Origin of the sequence: Bacillus sp. PS217 (genome assembly GCF_037963535.1) — a bacterium.
GTDB classification, from domain to species: Bacteria; Bacillota; Bacilli; order Bacillales; family Bacillaceae; genus Bacillus; species Bacillus subtilis.
In genome coordinates, this window is sequence record NZ_CP150157.1 from 2,983,446 (window position 1) to 2,997,983 (window position 14,538).

Annotated in this window: 20 protein-coding genes and 1 other annotated feature; of the genes, 4 read left to right on the forward strand and 16 right to left on the reverse strand. The window is 39.8% G+C overall.

Going from position 1 to position 14,538, the window contains the following annotated elements; all coding sequences use genetic code 11:
* Positions 1-675: 675 nt before the first annotated feature.
* From NSQ83_RS15520 to NSQ83_RS15580, 13 genes are all read right to left on the reverse strand, one after another.
* Positions 676-1,134 carry an ArpU family phage packaging/lysis transcriptional regulator gene (locus NSQ83_RS15520; protein WP_327839352.1) on the reverse strand — a complete coding sequence of 153 codons (459 nt, stop codon included), beginning with the start codon at positions 1,132-1,134 and terminating at the stop codon, positions 676-678.
* A 98-nt stretch (positions 1,135-1,232) separates the two neighbouring features.
* Positions 1,233-1,433: an XtrA/YqaO family protein gene (locus NSQ83_RS15525; RefSeq protein WP_014471604.1), complete on the reverse strand. Its 201-nt coding sequence runs from the start codon at positions 1,431-1,433 to the stop codon at positions 1,233-1,235.
* The gene (locus tag NSQ83_RS15530) at positions 1,430-1,642 is read right to left on the reverse strand and encodes a hypothetical protein (RefSeq protein WP_041345541.1); all 213 of its coding nucleotides are present in this window, start codon (positions 1,640-1,642) and stop codon (positions 1,430-1,432) included. The genes NSQ83_RS15525 and NSQ83_RS15530 overlap by 4 nt, the downstream gene beginning before the upstream one ends.
* Positions 1,632-2,960 (reverse strand): replicative DNA helicase, encoded by a 1,329-nt coding sequence (gene dnaB / locus NSQ83_RS15535; RefSeq protein ID WP_327839353.1) that lies wholly within the window; start codon positions 2,958-2,960, stop codon positions 1,632-1,634. Before dnaB ends, NSQ83_RS15530 begins: the two co-directional genes overlap by 11 nt.
* Positions 2,961-3,317 (reverse strand): replicative helicase loader/inhibitor, encoded by a 357-nt coding sequence (locus NSQ83_RS15540; protein WP_019712247.1) that lies wholly within the window; start codon positions 3,315-3,317, stop codon positions 2,961-2,963.
* Entirely contained in the window at positions 3,310-4,083 is a 774-nt protein-coding gene (locus NSQ83_RS15545) for a Replication protein O (protein WP_327839354.1), read from the reverse strand. The genes NSQ83_RS15540 and NSQ83_RS15545 overlap by 8 nt, the downstream gene beginning before the upstream one ends.
* A 12-nt stretch (positions 4,084-4,095) precedes the next feature.
* Positions 4,096-4,500: a DUF6809 family protein gene (locus tag NSQ83_RS15550; protein WP_327839355.1), complete on the reverse strand. Its 405-nt coding sequence runs from the start codon at positions 4,498-4,500 to the stop codon at positions 4,096-4,098.
* A gap of 128 nt (positions 4,501-4,628) precedes the next feature.
* Positions 4,629-5,477: a hypothetical protein gene (locus tag NSQ83_RS15555; RefSeq protein WP_327839356.1), complete on the reverse strand. Its 849-nt coding sequence runs from the start codon at positions 5,475-5,477 to the stop codon at positions 4,629-4,631.
* Between the two features lie 12 nt (positions 5,478-5,489).
* Positions 5,490-6,143 carry a Rha family transcriptional regulator gene (locus tag NSQ83_RS15560; RefSeq protein WP_339238647.1) on the reverse strand — a complete coding sequence of 218 codons (654 nt, stop codon included), beginning with the start codon at positions 6,141-6,143 and terminating at the stop codon, positions 5,490-5,492.
* A 216-nt stretch (positions 6,144-6,359) separates the two neighbouring features.
* Positions 6,360-6,611 (reverse strand): hypothetical protein, encoded by a 252-nt coding sequence (locus NSQ83_RS15565; RefSeq protein WP_142396772.1) that lies wholly within the window; start codon positions 6,609-6,611, stop codon positions 6,360-6,362.
* Positions 6,611-6,913: a hypothetical protein gene (locus NSQ83_RS15570; RefSeq protein ID WP_327839358.1), complete on the reverse strand. Its 303-nt coding sequence runs from the start codon at positions 6,911-6,913 to the stop codon at positions 6,611-6,613. The genes NSQ83_RS15565 and NSQ83_RS15570 overlap by 1 nt, the downstream gene beginning before the upstream one ends.
* Before the next feature lie 69 nt (positions 6,914-6,982).
* Positions 6,983-7,255 (reverse strand): hypothetical protein, encoded by a 273-nt coding sequence (locus NSQ83_RS15575; RefSeq protein WP_213383102.1) that lies wholly within the window; start codon positions 7,253-7,255, stop codon positions 6,983-6,985.
* 132 nt (positions 7,256-7,387) lie between these two features.
* A complete protein-coding gene (locus NSQ83_RS15580) occupies positions 7,388-7,609 on the reverse strand; it encodes a helix-turn-helix transcriptional regulator (RefSeq protein ID WP_213383103.1) in 222 nt (73 codons plus the stop codon).
* A gap of 114 nt (positions 7,610-7,723) precedes the next feature.
* Between NSQ83_RS15580 and NSQ83_RS15585 the strand changes: the two genes are divergently transcribed.
* The 3 genes from NSQ83_RS15585 to NSQ83_RS15595 all read left to right on the forward strand — a co-directional run bounded on the left by NSQ83_RS15585 (position 7,724) and on the right by NSQ83_RS15595 (position 10,022).
* The gene (locus tag NSQ83_RS15585) at positions 7,724-8,329 is read left to right on the forward strand and encodes a helix-turn-helix transcriptional regulator (protein ID WP_339238650.1); all 606 of its coding nucleotides are present in this window, start codon (positions 7,724-7,726) and stop codon (positions 8,327-8,329) included.
* A 14-nt stretch (positions 8,330-8,343) separates the two neighbouring features.
* Positions 8,344-8,808, forward strand: coding sequence for an ImmA/IrrE family metallo-endopeptidase (locus tag NSQ83_RS15590; RefSeq protein ID WP_213383107.1), 465 nt, complete (start codon positions 8,344-8,346; stop codon positions 8,806-8,808).
* Between the two features lie 68 nt (positions 8,809-8,876).
* Positions 8,877-10,022, forward strand: a complete 1,146-nt coding sequence (locus NSQ83_RS15595; protein WP_213383109.1) for a tyrosine-type recombinase/integrase — start codon at positions 8,877-8,879, stop codon at positions 10,020-10,022.
* Positions 10,023-10,137: 115 nt separating this feature from the next.
* Here the strand turns inward: NSQ83_RS15595 and NSQ83_RS15600 are convergent, their stop codons facing one another.
* From NSQ83_RS15600 to acsA, 3 genes are all read right to left on the reverse strand, one after another.
* On the reverse strand, positions 10,138-10,266 hold the full coding sequence (locus NSQ83_RS15600) for a hypothetical protein (protein WP_256682934.1): 129 nt from the start codon (positions 10,264-10,266) through the stop codon (positions 10,138-10,140).
* A gap of 129 nt (positions 10,267-10,395) precedes the next feature.
* Entirely contained in the window at positions 10,396-11,664 is a 1,269-nt protein-coding gene (gene tyrS / locus NSQ83_RS15605) for a tyrosine--tRNA ligase (protein ID WP_014480566.1), read from the reverse strand.
* Between the two features lie 50 nt (positions 11,665-11,714).
* Positions 11,715-11,951 (reverse strand) — a binding site (T-box leader).
* Between the two features lie 54 nt (positions 11,952-12,005).
* The gene (gene acsA, locus NSQ83_RS15610) at positions 12,006-13,724 is read right to left on the reverse strand and encodes an acetate--CoA ligase (protein WP_195727746.1); all 1,719 of its coding nucleotides are present in this window, start codon (positions 13,722-13,724) and stop codon (positions 12,006-12,008) included.
* Between the two features lie 159 nt (positions 13,725-13,883).
* On the opposite strand from acsA, the gene acuA reads away from it, so the two are divergent.
* Complete coding sequence (gene acuA / locus NSQ83_RS15615; protein WP_029726417.1) at positions 13,884-14,516, forward strand: acetoin utilization protein acetyltransferase AcuA; 633 nt, start codon at positions 13,884-13,886, stop codon at positions 14,514-14,516.
* Positions 14,517-14,538: the final 22 nt, after the last annotated feature.

The window sequence follows — 14,538 nt, forward strand, 5'->3', positions numbered from 1 at the left end:
AAAAGCACTCTACAAGATGAATAAAACCTTCTTTTCATGGAAATAATCCTTCTACGAGTGAATGCACCCACCGTTGATCCATTCGCTCTTGTTAAAGCCTCACGTTTCGAGAGAGTTCATCCGACCCTTGTCATCAAACGTGAGGCTTTATTTATTCTGTATTGTGCAGATTATAAATTGATTCAAACCATATTTTGAGTGTATACTTATATGTAAGCAGAAATATCGCTGCTTAATACCTACCTAATCCACTGAGATTAAGCCTCCCTCTATGTTGATCCTCTGTTAACATTAGGAGGCTTAACTCATATCAAAAAATAAAAGCACTCTCCCAACAGGGCGGGTGCTTTTATTTTATTACCTGTTACCATAATACCTTATTTAAAACAAAATGATGTGCCGTTAAAGTGCCAAATTTGTGCCAAAGTTATTTTACTGTCATTCCTCTGCTCAAAAGAAACACCATCCTTTTTACAAATCTCAATACATGCCTTTTTGATCTAAACGTGAACCTGTTGCACCTCTGCTCATAACTGTTCACCTCCTAATACGTGATTGTAAAAGTCATCAAACCATACCTTTTTGTTCTTTCTTTGATCCAGCACCTCTACTCATTCGGATCACCTCCTGTAACACGATAATATCATTTTCTCCATTTTCTAACATTCATTTCTATCAAATAGAAGCACTTTCCTGCCTCTTCTTGTACACTTCTTCTCGTAGAGCAAACGCTAGTCTGTAGAAAGCTTTTGCCTTCACTCGGTAATAGTTCCGATGACTCATATTCATTTCCGTATAAACTTCATAATCACACAGTTCTTCCGGCTGCATATAGAGCATGACAATGATTTGCCGTTCTCTTTGAGTAAGCCGGTTAACAGCCCTTTGAATCCTTTTCAAGAATTTGTCACGCTGAATCTCCCAATCAAGGCGTTTTAATGCTGCATCTTCTGTCGATGAATGAAATTCATTCGTAATACTCGGAGGAACAATACTATAAGTTGGTGTAACCTTTGGTAAAAAATCATCTGGCACCTGTAAGAGATATAACCGGTATTGATCAAGCAGCTGCTCTGCTTTTGCTTTAGTGGCTTCTTCGTCAATCTGAGGCAGGTTTAATGTCATTTGATTCATATTTACCTCCTGATTATTCAAAATAAAAAAGGACACCGAACAAACAGCGCTATTGCTGTAGGTTCAGTGTCCGCAGGCTTTCCGTCTTGGACATTTATTCAATTAAACAACTCACCCTCATCCCATTTAACGCGGGTAACCTTGCCTTGATTTGTAATGATCTTTGTTTCCCCATATGTGGGGAGCGGGACCATCCTCGCAGCTCCATTGGATAGAATAACCGCAAAACAATCATGCTGTTTCGTGTCTATTACAAGTTTATCTCTTTCAATTATATGATCTAAATTGATTAATCTCAAACTGTTTCACTCCTTTTAACCCGCTGCTCGTATGCCAACAAATAAGCGTTCATTTTATCCTTAAATCTTTCCTGCAAATAAAAATTAAGCGCCTGTTCCGGATCCTGCAGTTTTATGGTTTTCTTCTCATAAACCAAAAACTCTATCAGCAGAATGAGAGAATAATAATTATGCCGCAGCGCTTCTCGATACCAATCTCTAACTGTCAAATCTGCGCTCCAAATTTAAGAACAAGCCGTATTCTTTAATGAACGCCAGTGAGACAGTACCAACAGGACCGTTTCTCTGTTTTGCAATAATGATTTCAATTATGTTTTTACTTTCGCTTTCCTTGTCATAATAATCGTCCCGATAAAGAAACCCAATGACATCCGCGTCCTGTTCGATTTGCCCTGATTCCCTAATATCAGACATCATTGGGCGCTTATCCTGCCGCTGTTCAACGCCCCTTGAAAGCTGACTAAGAGCAATCACACAAATGTCTAACTCTCGTGCCATATGCTTGAGCATGCGGCTTATTTCGCCTATTTCCTGTGTTCTGTTCCCCCTATGTTTTGCTGATCCTGTAATCAGCTGCAAATAATCAATAATGATCAAGATATCTTTGCCGGCATACTCCCGTTTCATTTTCCTTGCCTTTGACCATATCTCATTTACTGTGACGCCCGGGCGGTCAAATATTTTTAGATCAGCGGAACCGAGAATACCATTTGCTTGTGAAAGCTTGTTCCAATCATTAGCCGTCAAATTTCCTGTTCTCATTGCATCTGCATTGATATTTCCGAGAATGGACGCCATTCTTTTTAAGAGCTGCTTACGTGACATTTCAAGAGAGAAAATACCTACTGCGCCGCCGCTATATTGATTTAATGAACTCCCCATAAAATTCGCCGCAACGTTTAAGCAAAAAGCAGTTTTCCCGACAGATGGCCGAGCGGCAATGATGACCAATTCTTGCTTTTGAAAACCTGACGTCATTCGGTCAAGCTCTGCAAAGCCGCTTCGCATACCGGTAATTTCCCCTTTTGGGGTCGCTAGCTCCTCGTAAATGTCTAATAGGTCATTTTGTATTGCCCCGTCCTCTTCATCGCCTGTGGCGTCTTCTAAACGCATTAAATTGGATATGCTAGTTTGAATAGTTGCGGACACATCTTCATGAGCGGCATTTTGCTTAATTTCTTCCGCAATCTTGCTCATTTCTCTTTTTTGCCAATACTCAAATATAAGCTTTTCGTAAAAAGAAATATTGGCGGTAGTCGGCACAGACTCGGTTAAGTCGGATAAATATTTGTGTCCGCCAACGCTGCCGATGTTGTCACGTCCTACTTGCTCCACGATTGCAACCAAATCTATCGGGATACCTTTAGAATCTAGTTCAATCATCGCAGCTAATAGATTTCTATGTTTGAACTGTGATAAATGTAGCGGCTTAATCCGACTGTCTTTTATTAGTTCAGGCTCTAAAAGGAGCGCCCCTAGAAAGGACTGCTCCGCATCTATGTTGTATAAAAATTGGTTCGTGTCCATTTAATCACCAATCCCAAGCATTCGTCTGATTTCTGCTTTTGATTTTTCTATGGATGCCCGCTCTTGATCTGTTAGCTCGTTAGGAGCAGCCATTTTCGCAAGATACTCTTTTGTTTCCTCTACAGACGGAATTGCATTCATCCGGTCAACTGTTGCAGGCTTTGCATTCAACAAGTCCGCAACCTTCGGCGGAAACTTATTCAAGCGGCAAAAGTTGATTAGATTGCGGCGTACTTCCTCGTATTCAGCTTCTTGCAAAAGCTCATGCCAAGAATCAATTTTGTCTTGCGTAATCTCAAAATGTTCAAAGTATTGCTTGATAAGAGACATAATTTCGAAGGTTTGTTTTTTAATCATCCAAATTAAACTCCTCTCCTTTAGGTATAACAGTTCTCTTTGATGTCTCCTGTTCTTTATCGCTCTTAATCTTGGTCACAAGTCTATCAAACTGTTTTCGAAGACTGGATGGACTTAGGATATTGGTTTTCCAAAAGCTGTCCTGTTGTGACCACTTGATTAAGTATTTAATTTGATCATCTGTCCGCTTGTCTCTTTCTCGAATTAACCTAAATTCATTAGCCCACTTTTCCAGATTGGGCTTTTTAGCTTCAGGATTATTTTTAAGAATTTCTTTAAATAAAAATTCCGCATTCTCCATGTCGCAAATTTCATATTTGAGACGAGAAGTATTTATATTCTTTTCATTCTTTACATTCTTATCATTCTTGTTTGTGTCCGCTGACAGTCCGTTCATAGTCCGTTCGTGGTCCGCTTGTGGTCTGTTTGTTTCTTCGGAATCGTGATAAACGCTGTAATTACATATGGTTATGGTGGTTTTTTTGCGGTCCGTTTTTCTAATAATCATTCCGTCCGATTCTAGCATTTCTAAAAAACTTCTCAGCTTCCCTTTTCCCCAGGACCAACGCTCCATCAATTTGAGTTCCGAAGTGATGAAACTGCCTTTTTCAACAAGCAACAGCTCATTACCCAAAAGGACTTTATTGTCTTTATGGTTGGCCAACATCAGGAGATCGAGCCAAGCCTCATATCTTGAGAACTTTCTTTTCTCCTGATAAATCCAGTGATCTTGTATTTTTCTATGAAGCTTTATCCAACCAATCATTAAAATCACCTTTTACTTGTAAAAATTCAATTCATCGCTATAAGCCACTTCTCCCATGAGATAACGGAAACCGGCTATAAATCCTGAAATAAAAGCATCCTCGCTTTCATATGCTGCTTTTGTTGAATAAGCCTCGTCAAAGTCCTGCAAAAGCGGCTTTAAATCTGTAGGCAGCTTCTCGCTTAACAATGCATAAAGCTCATTCATTCGTTCATTTGACTTACATGTTTTTTGGGACAATTCGATTTTTTCGAAATCACTGTCTAACCTCTCATGCAGAGACTTGGTTGCTATCAATTTGAGCATAGTAACCATGCCGGCGTCGTAATACTTACCGCATACAGTCGTGTTATTTATATCCGCACCGATCTGTTCACCAATAGCAGCTATTTTAGTAGGCGTACCCATTAATTTCATAATTGAACTCTCCTCGCATTTGATTTATTAGATTGATATTTTCGTTAAGTCGTGGTATTGTCTATCTGAATAAATCAAGAAAAAGTGCGGCAACACTCTTTCTTGACCGTATGTTTGACTCTTACATCTTAGAGTAATGTGAGATTTGGCCGATCCTTCTCTATTGAGGTGATGCGGCCATATTCGTCTTTTTCAGCTTTATACACTTGAATCGGTTCTTTAATAACCTCATGTAATATTTTTGAAGTATCAATCTCCCCGCTTATGATTCGATCCATTACACCTCTATAGAAAATATCAAAGAAAACATCATCATCTGGCGACTCAATATTTTTCACAAATACCTCAAGCATGAACCTATTAAAATCTATTTCATCTGGCATATTATCAATTGTGCTTCTCATTTCAGCCGCTCTTTCTTTGCTATGATCTATAGACAGAAGAGATAAAAAATCATTCTTTTTCATTTTCAAGAAATCCATTGACAAGACTAAATGCTTCTCAAGGTTTTCCGGATAAGAGGGACTTAAATTAACTGCTTTTTCAATTTCTTGCTTAATATCAACAATGGAATTTCCGCCCATTTTCCCTGTAGATTCATTCGCTGCCTCTAAATCCTCAATCTCGGCTAAAATGGACAGCAACCGCTGGCGATATTTAGAAGCGGTGATTTCTCCACGATTCATTTCCCGCTGTAATCGTTTGATCCACACCAAGCTGTTATACGGACTATATTTTGAAACGGATATAATTTTATCTACGTTGAAAAATTTGCGTAGGTCTTCACTCACTTTTTCAGGAATATCCGCCTCAGTCATGCCAACAAACAAATACATCAAATTAGATTCCGCGATACGATCAACACCACGCCAAAAGGCTTTGTATGTGTCATTGATGAAAGCATGAAATTCCTTCGTTACATGATCCACTTCTACTTTTAAAGCTTTTACACGACTATAAAACTCAAATTTATTCATATTCTCATCCTCCTAAATTAACGGCCGCCATGTTTTAATCCATGCCTTAGCATCCTCAAAATCTAACTTTCTTAAATCCCTGTATGAAGGCACTGCGAAAGCGTCTCTAAAATTTCGGTAAATACTTGAAAATAGGCGACGTGTCCCCTCTGGGCTGTCATCGTATCTATCACGTATTTCATACACACGCTTTTTAATTTGCTTTTGGATAACATTTTGTTGAAAGGAGTCGATACTCAAATTGTTTTCAAGTTTGCCTAAACGTTTGTCTTGTTCGTTCTGTTTTTGCTCAAGACGGATCATATGTTGAAGCTGTGGGCTTAACTGTGAATAGTCCGTTTGTAAGTGGCGCTCCATTTCATTAAATCTTGTAACGTATTCAGCTGTGAATAACACACCCTTTTCACCTGTCATTTTATTTGCAACCATTTCACAGCCTCTTTTTGTTAATAAATAATGTGGTCTCAATTCTCCTTTTCCATCTTCATAAGTTGAAGGTATGAAGAAATCTAACGAACGCAATTTTGCGTTGGTTGTTATCGTATCAATATAACTTTTAATCGTTCTAATCAAATCAGAGTGTCGTTTACCAGTCAATTCAGCTATTTCTCGACTGTCAGCAAGAAATTGTCCGTTTGATTCGATTAAATTTAAAGTGTTATTCATGTTGTATCCTCCTATTGGTATAATGTCCCTGTATAAGACAGGGGGGTGAAACTATGCTGAGTAAAGACATTTATAAAACAGAAGAAGATTTCCATTATTATTGTCCCTGTGCATTTAAAATGGAGTCATTTATAGAAAATGAGCTTGAAACGGATACTAAATGGTTTTTTCATCGCTGCTACTCCTTCCATAAGGAAAAGAGACATACAGCGATATTTAAGTCGTATGATTTTCCTGATTACCGCGATTATTCTCTTTCTCTTGAAGGAGTTCTAAAAGATGGAGAATATCAGATTCGGATCGTTCAAAAAATTGATGGTTTGTTGAAATAAACACTCCTGGTGCTTTTTCCTCTAAAGTTAACGTGCCGATTTTCTTTCTACTCTGGCTGTTGGCTATTTCCAATTTACAGCAGTCAGAGCTTTTTTCATCTACAAAAATATGGAGATTCCCTATCATAATTCTCACTATTTCTTTCCTCCTCCCATTCTTTCTAATTCCCTGCGTCGGACTTCAATTATTTCTTGTTCCTCCGCCTCACACATATGTACGCAGTATTCTTTACCTGCGCTGGCAAACTCAAGCATCACACGGCCTTTTACAGGCTGTGTCTTTTTTGTCACCTCAAACTTCAAACCTGAATTATCACTTGGATTTTTTGAAAACGCGAAAAGCGGTCCACTATTGAACAAAAAATCAATGAAATTGTAAGATGCTTCAATATCTAAGTCCGGTTCCGGATTTATTATTTTAATCTTATTGAGATTCATCGTTTGACCCCTTTCAATTTATAGTCATACAAACTGCAATGTATTGTGTGCGTCTGTCCACGCTTTTTTTTACCATTCATCCATAATTTCTTTCATAACTTGTTTAGATTCCTCGTAGAACCAAAAACGTTTGCCTTTTTCCTTTCGGCGCTCAAGTAGTTTCATTCTCGGGTCACGCAAGAATTCATTTTCTAAGAACGACTTACTCATACACGTTCTTTTAGACATTGTTTCAATATCCCAAACGAAAAGTGACTCCGTTATGGCCTGATCTAATTGTTGATTGATATAGCTTCTTATCTCAGATTGGTTAACATTTACTGTTACATCTGCTATTTGCACATATTAACCCCCTTCCCTTTTTCTAAAAGCACAATTTTAACCAATTTTATTATAAAAACGTTATTTTCTATTGCGTTTGTTAAAATAACACTTTATAATGTGGTTATGGTATTAGAACAGTGTTTTTTTCAATTATTCTGATCTAGCAAGATCCGGGAATAACACCTCCGGTTTTGTTTTAAAATAATTAGAAAGCTTGAATAGCAAAACCGCATCAGGATTACCACGGCCACTTTCTATATTGCGGAAATGGCTCTCACTAATACCTAAATCAATTGAAACTTTACGTTGAGACAATTTCATCTGCCTGCGAAGCTCACGAAATTGTTCACGTCTCTCAATTACTACAGACATGAATCAAAACTCCTTTTCGTTATTTTAGATAACTTTATGTTCTTATAGTAAACGTTATTTTAGAGAACGTCAAGAGAAATAATATTTTTTTGTTAGAAAGGCGGACTTTGAATTATGTTTAATAGACAAACACTAGGTACTCGATTACGAGAACTAAGGCAGAAGCATAAATTATCCCAAGTTGATTTAGCTGAAAAACTCAACCTAAATAGGTCTAGCATTGCGAATTATGAAGCCGGGAGAATTATGCCCCCGGGGGATATATTAATGCAAATAGCTGATGCTTTTGAGGTGACAACTGATTATCTACTCGGGAGAGATATTTCTGAAGAATTTAAAAGACCCTATTATTTAGATGGTCAAATCATTAAGAAGGAAAGACACAAAAGAAACATGACGCAAGGTCAACTAGCTGAATTAGTTGAGGTAAGTCAAAGAACAATTTCAAAATGCGAACGTGAGTCCTCGGCTAATCCTGAACTACTTGATAAGATCGCACATGTTTTTGGAGCAGTTAGTTGGTCTGAAATAAAAGAAAAATATAATCCTCAGATTAGCAATTCAGAATATAATTTCAGGCCACAAGATACCTTGGTGAACGAGCATAAAGAAAATTACACGATAGCAGCTCACCATGATGGTGAAGACTGGACGGAAGAAGAACTAGAAGAAATAGAACGATTTAAAGAATTCGTACGCTTAAAAAGAAAGAACAAATAAGAGGTGTATTTGTATTGCTTTATGATCATCTATTGTTAGAGGCTTCCCGCCACAAAATAGAAGTTATTGAACGATTTATGCCATCTAGATTAAAGGGCCTTTATAATAGCGGCATTGTTTGGATTAACAGAAAACAATCGAGAATTGAAAAAGGTTGCACTCTTGCCGAAGAATTAGGACATCATTTCACCTCTTATGGAGATATTTTGGATCAGAGTAAGTTGGAAAACCGCAAACAAGAAAAGCGGGCCAGAAATTGGGCATATAAAAAATTAGTCCCTCTGACTAAAATTATTGAAGCTCAAAAAGCGGGAATAAAAAGCCGTTATGAATTGGCCGAGTTTTTAAATGTAACTGAGACTTTTTTAGAAGAGGCCTTGAAGAGATATGAAGAAGAATACGGGTTATATAAAAAGGTGGACGGATTAACAATCTGTTTTCAACCTCTTGGCGTTATAGAAATGTTTGAAGAATTTTAAGGAGGTGATGATCTTTATTCAACAGCCCCAAAATGAGCGTCTGTCCACGCAAAAAGAAGGGCGAGAATATGAAATTATATAAGTCAAAAAAAGATAACGAATTATTTTACTACTTTAATGCAAAGAAAGAAAAACGTTGGTGTTATAGACACCGGTATTATGACAAAAACAATAAGCGTAAGGAAAAGTCGCGGCAAGGTTTTAAAACGGAAAATGAAGCATACAGAGCTTTATTAGAAGTTAAGACAGGGATCATATCAGGTGAAACAAAAAAAGTTGAAAACTCAAATTTAACTGTTGCTGAATGGCTTGATACTTGGTTTGATTCCTATAAAAACCAGTGGAAAATCACAACGCAGCTACAAAGACAGAACGCAATTAAATATCAAATGAAACCCTTGTTAGGCAGATATAAACTTGCTGATTTAGATAAGAGCACTTACAAAAGAGTTTACATTAATGAGCTGTTAAAAAGATACAAGCCTAGCACGGTCCTGTTGTTCCATCGGCTCTTTAAAGTAGCAATAAATGCAGCAGTAGATGATGAGATTTTAACGCGGAATCGGTTTAATAAAATAACAATCGAAAGTGATGAGGTTAGTGATAACTTTTACACAGCCGCGGAATTGAAACAGTTTCTATCTGCTGCAAAGCAATATGAAAATATAACTAATTATACACTCATTTTCTTGCTGTCATATACCGGCATGAGAAAAGGTGAAGCATTAGGCTTAAAGTGGGAGGATTTAGATTTTGATAATAAGACTCTCACCGTTAACAGGACCAGAGATAATAAAGGAGTTCGTTCCCCAAAAACTAAACGTAGCTACCGCACTATTTTAATTGCTGAGGAACTGATTGAACAGCTAAAATTATACCGCAAATGGTGTAAAGAGATAAAGTTCACTTACGGGTTATATTTATCAGATGAGGATTTTATTTTCATCTCTTTTCAAAGCGGGCTACCTGTAACTGATAATACAATCATGTATTCTATGCGACGTCTCTCAAAGGAAACTGGTTTAAAAAAGATAACTCCGCATGGATTAAGACATTCTCACGCGACAATATTAATTAGTAAACGAACGCCTGTAAAAGTCATAGCGGATCGGCTTGGAAATACTCCGCAAATGATTTTAGATATATACGGACATTCTTTCAAAGACTTGGAGGAACAATCTGTACTAGCTTTCGACCAGGCACTCAATTTTTAAATTGGGGGAGGTTTTGGGGGAGGTTTTTAAAAAAAGCCCTTTAAAACCTATTAATACTAGGGTTTATAACGTTATTGAGTTCTACTCTCGTTAATCGTTTTAAAAACCCCTGCCGCTATGCGGTCGGGGTTTTTTTATCGTCTGTTTCGTCATTCGCCTCTTGCTGGCCAACACTATCTTGCGCCTGCTGATCCCAATAATCCCGCTGCAGCCGTTCTTTTGCAATCGTACACATGAGATTCACACTTTAGCGCTCCTTTCATTTAAAAGGTGGTGATTGGTCGTGTTTGCCCTATCTAATATACTCTTTTCCTTTCATTCCTATGCGGTAAACAAAAAGATCCTTTGCCTTCAGTGGCAAAGGATCTTTTTCTTATTTATACGTCACAAGGAAATATTTTTTCTTTCCGCGGCGCAGAACAGTAAATTGATTTTCAATACGGTCTTCTGCTGATAGGGTATAATTTATTTCCGTCTGGCGTTCGCCGTTAATGTAAACAGCTCCGTTTTGGATGTCTTCACGCGCTTGGCGTTTAGAAGGAGATAATTTAGATTGCACCAACACATCTACAAGTGAAAGCTCTTGGGTGCTGTCAACTTCCATAGAAGGAACATCTTTAAAGCCTACTTTTACGTCTTGAGCGGAAAGCTCTTTAATATTGCCGCTGAACAGCGCTTGGGAGATGTTGATGGCTTGCTCTAGCGCCTCGCGTCCGTGAACAAGTGATGTCACTTCTTCTGCCAGGCGTTTTTGTGCTTCACGTTTTTCTGGCGCCGTTTCTGTTTTTTCAGCGTATGCTTCAATTTCCTCTTTTGAAAGGAACGTAAAGTATTTCAAGTATTTGACAACGTCACGGTCGTCTGTGTTGATCCAGAATTGATAGAATTCATATGGCGATGTTTTTTCTTTATCAAGCCAGATCGCGCCGCCTTCCGTTTTTCCGAACTTCGTGCCGTCTGCTTTTGTGACAAGCGGAATCGTTAGGCCGAACGCTTTTGCTCCTTCTTCTTCTGATTTTCTAATCAGTTCAAGACCCGCTGTGATATTGCCCCACTGATCGCTTCCGCCGATTTGCAGTTTACAGTTTTTGTCTCTGTAAAGATTTAAGAAATCATAAGATTGAAGAATCATGTAGCTGAATTCCGTGTACGAGATGCCGGATTCAATTCTTGAGCTGACCGTATCTTTTGCCAGCATGTAATTGATGCCGAAATTTTTACCAACGTCACGAAGGAAATCGATCACATTCATTTTGCCGATCCAGTCAAAGTTGTTCGCGATGACAGCTGGGTTTTCTGCTGCTTCAAAATCTAGAAATCTGGACAGCTGGTTTTTGATTTTTTGGGACCATTCGGATACGATGTCAGCGGTGTTTAATGTACGCTCTGCTTTTTTTCCGCTTGGATCACCGATGAGGCCCGTCGCGCCGCCCACAAGCGCAATCGGATGATGCCCTGCAAGCTGAAAACGTCGAAGTGTTAAAATAGGCAGCAGGTGTCCGATATGCAAGCTGTCTGCTGTCGGGTCAAAGCCTGAGTACAAGCGTATTTTTTCTTCATTCAGCTGTTTATTTAACCCTTCTTCATCTGTCATTTGCTGAATCAATCCGCGGAAGGATAAGTCTTCAAGTAAGTTTGTCATAAGATAAAGCTCCTTTTTTGATTAAAATAAAAAACGCCCCTTCGTTTACACGAAGGGACGATTGATTATCGCGGTACCACCCTACTAATAAGAGAATGCAAACATTCGTCTTATCACTTTGCCTGATAACGGATCAGGTCCGTTCTTTCACTACTGAAAGCCTGGGCGGCTTTGTTTGCAAAAGCGGTTCATGAGTGTATTCGATATATCCGTCTGTGCTGATTTTCACCGGCCATCAGCTCTCTGGAACGTAAGGATATTCTACTTGTCTCAATCTTTACCTTTTCATATGAAGCTATATCATTTTTAACATAAATAAAATCCTGTGTCAACGCCGCCTTTTAATCCTCCATTGTTGACAGATCTCCAGCCGGCAGATTAAGCTCCCATGCCTTCAGCACGCGCCTCATGATCTTTCCGCTTCGGGTTTTCGGAAGTTTATCTTTAAATTCGATCTCACGCGGAGCCGCATGGGCTGCAAGACCCTGCTTTACAAATAGGCGGATCTCTTCTTTCAGTTTATCAGACGGCTCAAATCCTTCCCTGAGTGCAATAAAGGCTTTAATGATTTCTCCACGCACCGGGTCAGGCTTTCCGATTACGCCTGCTTCTGCAATAGCCGGATGTTCGACAAGCTTGCTTTCCACTTCAAATGGGCCGACGCGCTCACCGGAGGTCATGATGACGTCATCAACTCTGCCTTGGAACCAAAAGTATCCCTCTTCATCCATGTAAGCAGAATCCCCAGACACATACCAGCCGCCCGGCATGAAATACGATTCATACTTTTCAGGGTTATTCCAAATGGTATGCATCATGGAAGGCCAGCCCTTTTTGATGGCGAGATTGCCCATTCGGTACGGGGGAAGCTCGTTGCCTTGATTGTCAACGATCGCTACCTCCACTCCTGGAATCGGCTTACCCATTGAACCCGGTTTAATATCCATGCAAGGATAGTTGCAGATGAGCTGACTGCCCGTTTCGGTCATCCACCAGGTATCATGGATTCGTTTGTTAAAAACTTTATGTCCCCATCTGATGACTTCCGGATTTAGCGGCTCACCGACACTGAGCACATGCCGGAGTGAAGTTAGATCATATTTCGCAGCCATTTCATCTCCCGCTCCCATCAGCATCCGAAAAGCTGTCGGCGCGCTGTACCAGACATTGACGCCAAGCTGTTCAATCGTTCCATACCAGCTTTCCGGGCTGAAACGTCCGCCGACGATGACATTTGTCGCTCCGTTCAGCCACGGTGCAAAAATGCCGTATACCGTACCTGTCACCCAGCCTGGATCAGCCGTGCACCAATAAATGTCTTCTTCCTTTAAATCAAGGACCCACTTTCCTGTTTGATATTGCTGAATCATCGCTTCATGGACATGCAGCACGCCCTTTGGCGTACCAGTGGAACCTGATGTATAGTGAAGCAGAAAGCCGTCTTTTTTATCCATCCATTCGATATCCAGTCTTGTGCTTTCCTGTTTCGCTGCTTCATCATAATTGATGATATTCGTGCCGCTCTCAGCCTCTCCCCCGACTACGAAGACATGCTGCAAGTGAGGCAGTTTGTCTACCGGTATTCTCTCCAGCAGCTCAGGTGTTGTGACAACAACCTTTGCCTCACTGTTTTCAAGCCGGTCTTTCACCGCTCCCTCCATAAATGCTTCGAACAGCGGCCCGGCGATGGCGCCAATTTTGATTGCGCCAAGCATAATAAAATAAAGCTCGGGTGATCTCGGCATAAAAATAAAAACGCGGTCCCCTTTTTCCACATTTCCATACCGTCTCAGCACATTCCCGGCTCTGTTTGATTCTTCCTTCATTTCTTTAAACGTGTATTTTTCATCCCTTTTTGCGTCTTTATAATAAAGCGCTACTTTGTTTTTTCGAAACGATTCGGCATGGCGGTCAATCGCTTCATACGCCGCATTCAGTTTCCCTGTCTCATGCCAAGAGAAATGTTTCTCCGCCTCGGCCCAATCAAAATGCCGGTACGTTTCTTCATAGTTTTTTAAGTTATGATCCCCCTCTATTGCTGGTAACGCTTTCAAATTCATGCCCAAACATCCCCCTTTGCTGAAGTTGTCACAATTATTATAGTATATATTCATATTCTTCTCAATTTTTAAAATATAAACCATTTTGAAAACGCTTTATAATTTGGTATTCTTAAAGAAGGCATGTATTTTTATAAGAATTGATGGGACGGTGAATTAGTGGAACATCATAAAACATACCATTCAGCAAACATCAAAACAGCAACCGGCTCTATACTGATAGAAGGGCCTGTCTCTCCAGAGGATTTGGCAGGTTATGAGTTTCATAAAGATTTAACCGCATTTCGCCCGCCTCGCGAGCAGCATGAAGCGCTAGTCGACATTGCAGGCCTTCCCGAAGGGCGCATTATTATTGCCAGAGACGGCCGAACCATTGTCGGCTATGTCACGTATTTATATCCTGACCCGCTCGAAAGATGGTCTGAAGGAAATATGGAGGATTTGATTGAGCTCGGAGCCATCGAAGTAGCGCCGGACTATCGGGGATGCGCTGTCGGAAAGACGCTCCTGACCGTCAGCATGATGGATGAACAAATGGAAAACTACATTGTGATGACGACAGAATATTACTGGCATTGGGATTTAAAAGGGATGAACAAAGATGTGTGGGAATACAGAAAGATCATGGAAAAGATGATGAATGCAGGCGGATTGGTCTGGTTTGCAACGGATGAGCCGGAGATCAGCTCCCACCCTGCAAACTGTCTGATGGCCCGCATTGGAAAAAACGTCAGCCAAGAATCAATTGAGCAATTTGACAGGCTCCGTTTTTATCATCGTTATATGTATTAACTGACACTGGCAAAGGGGAAAA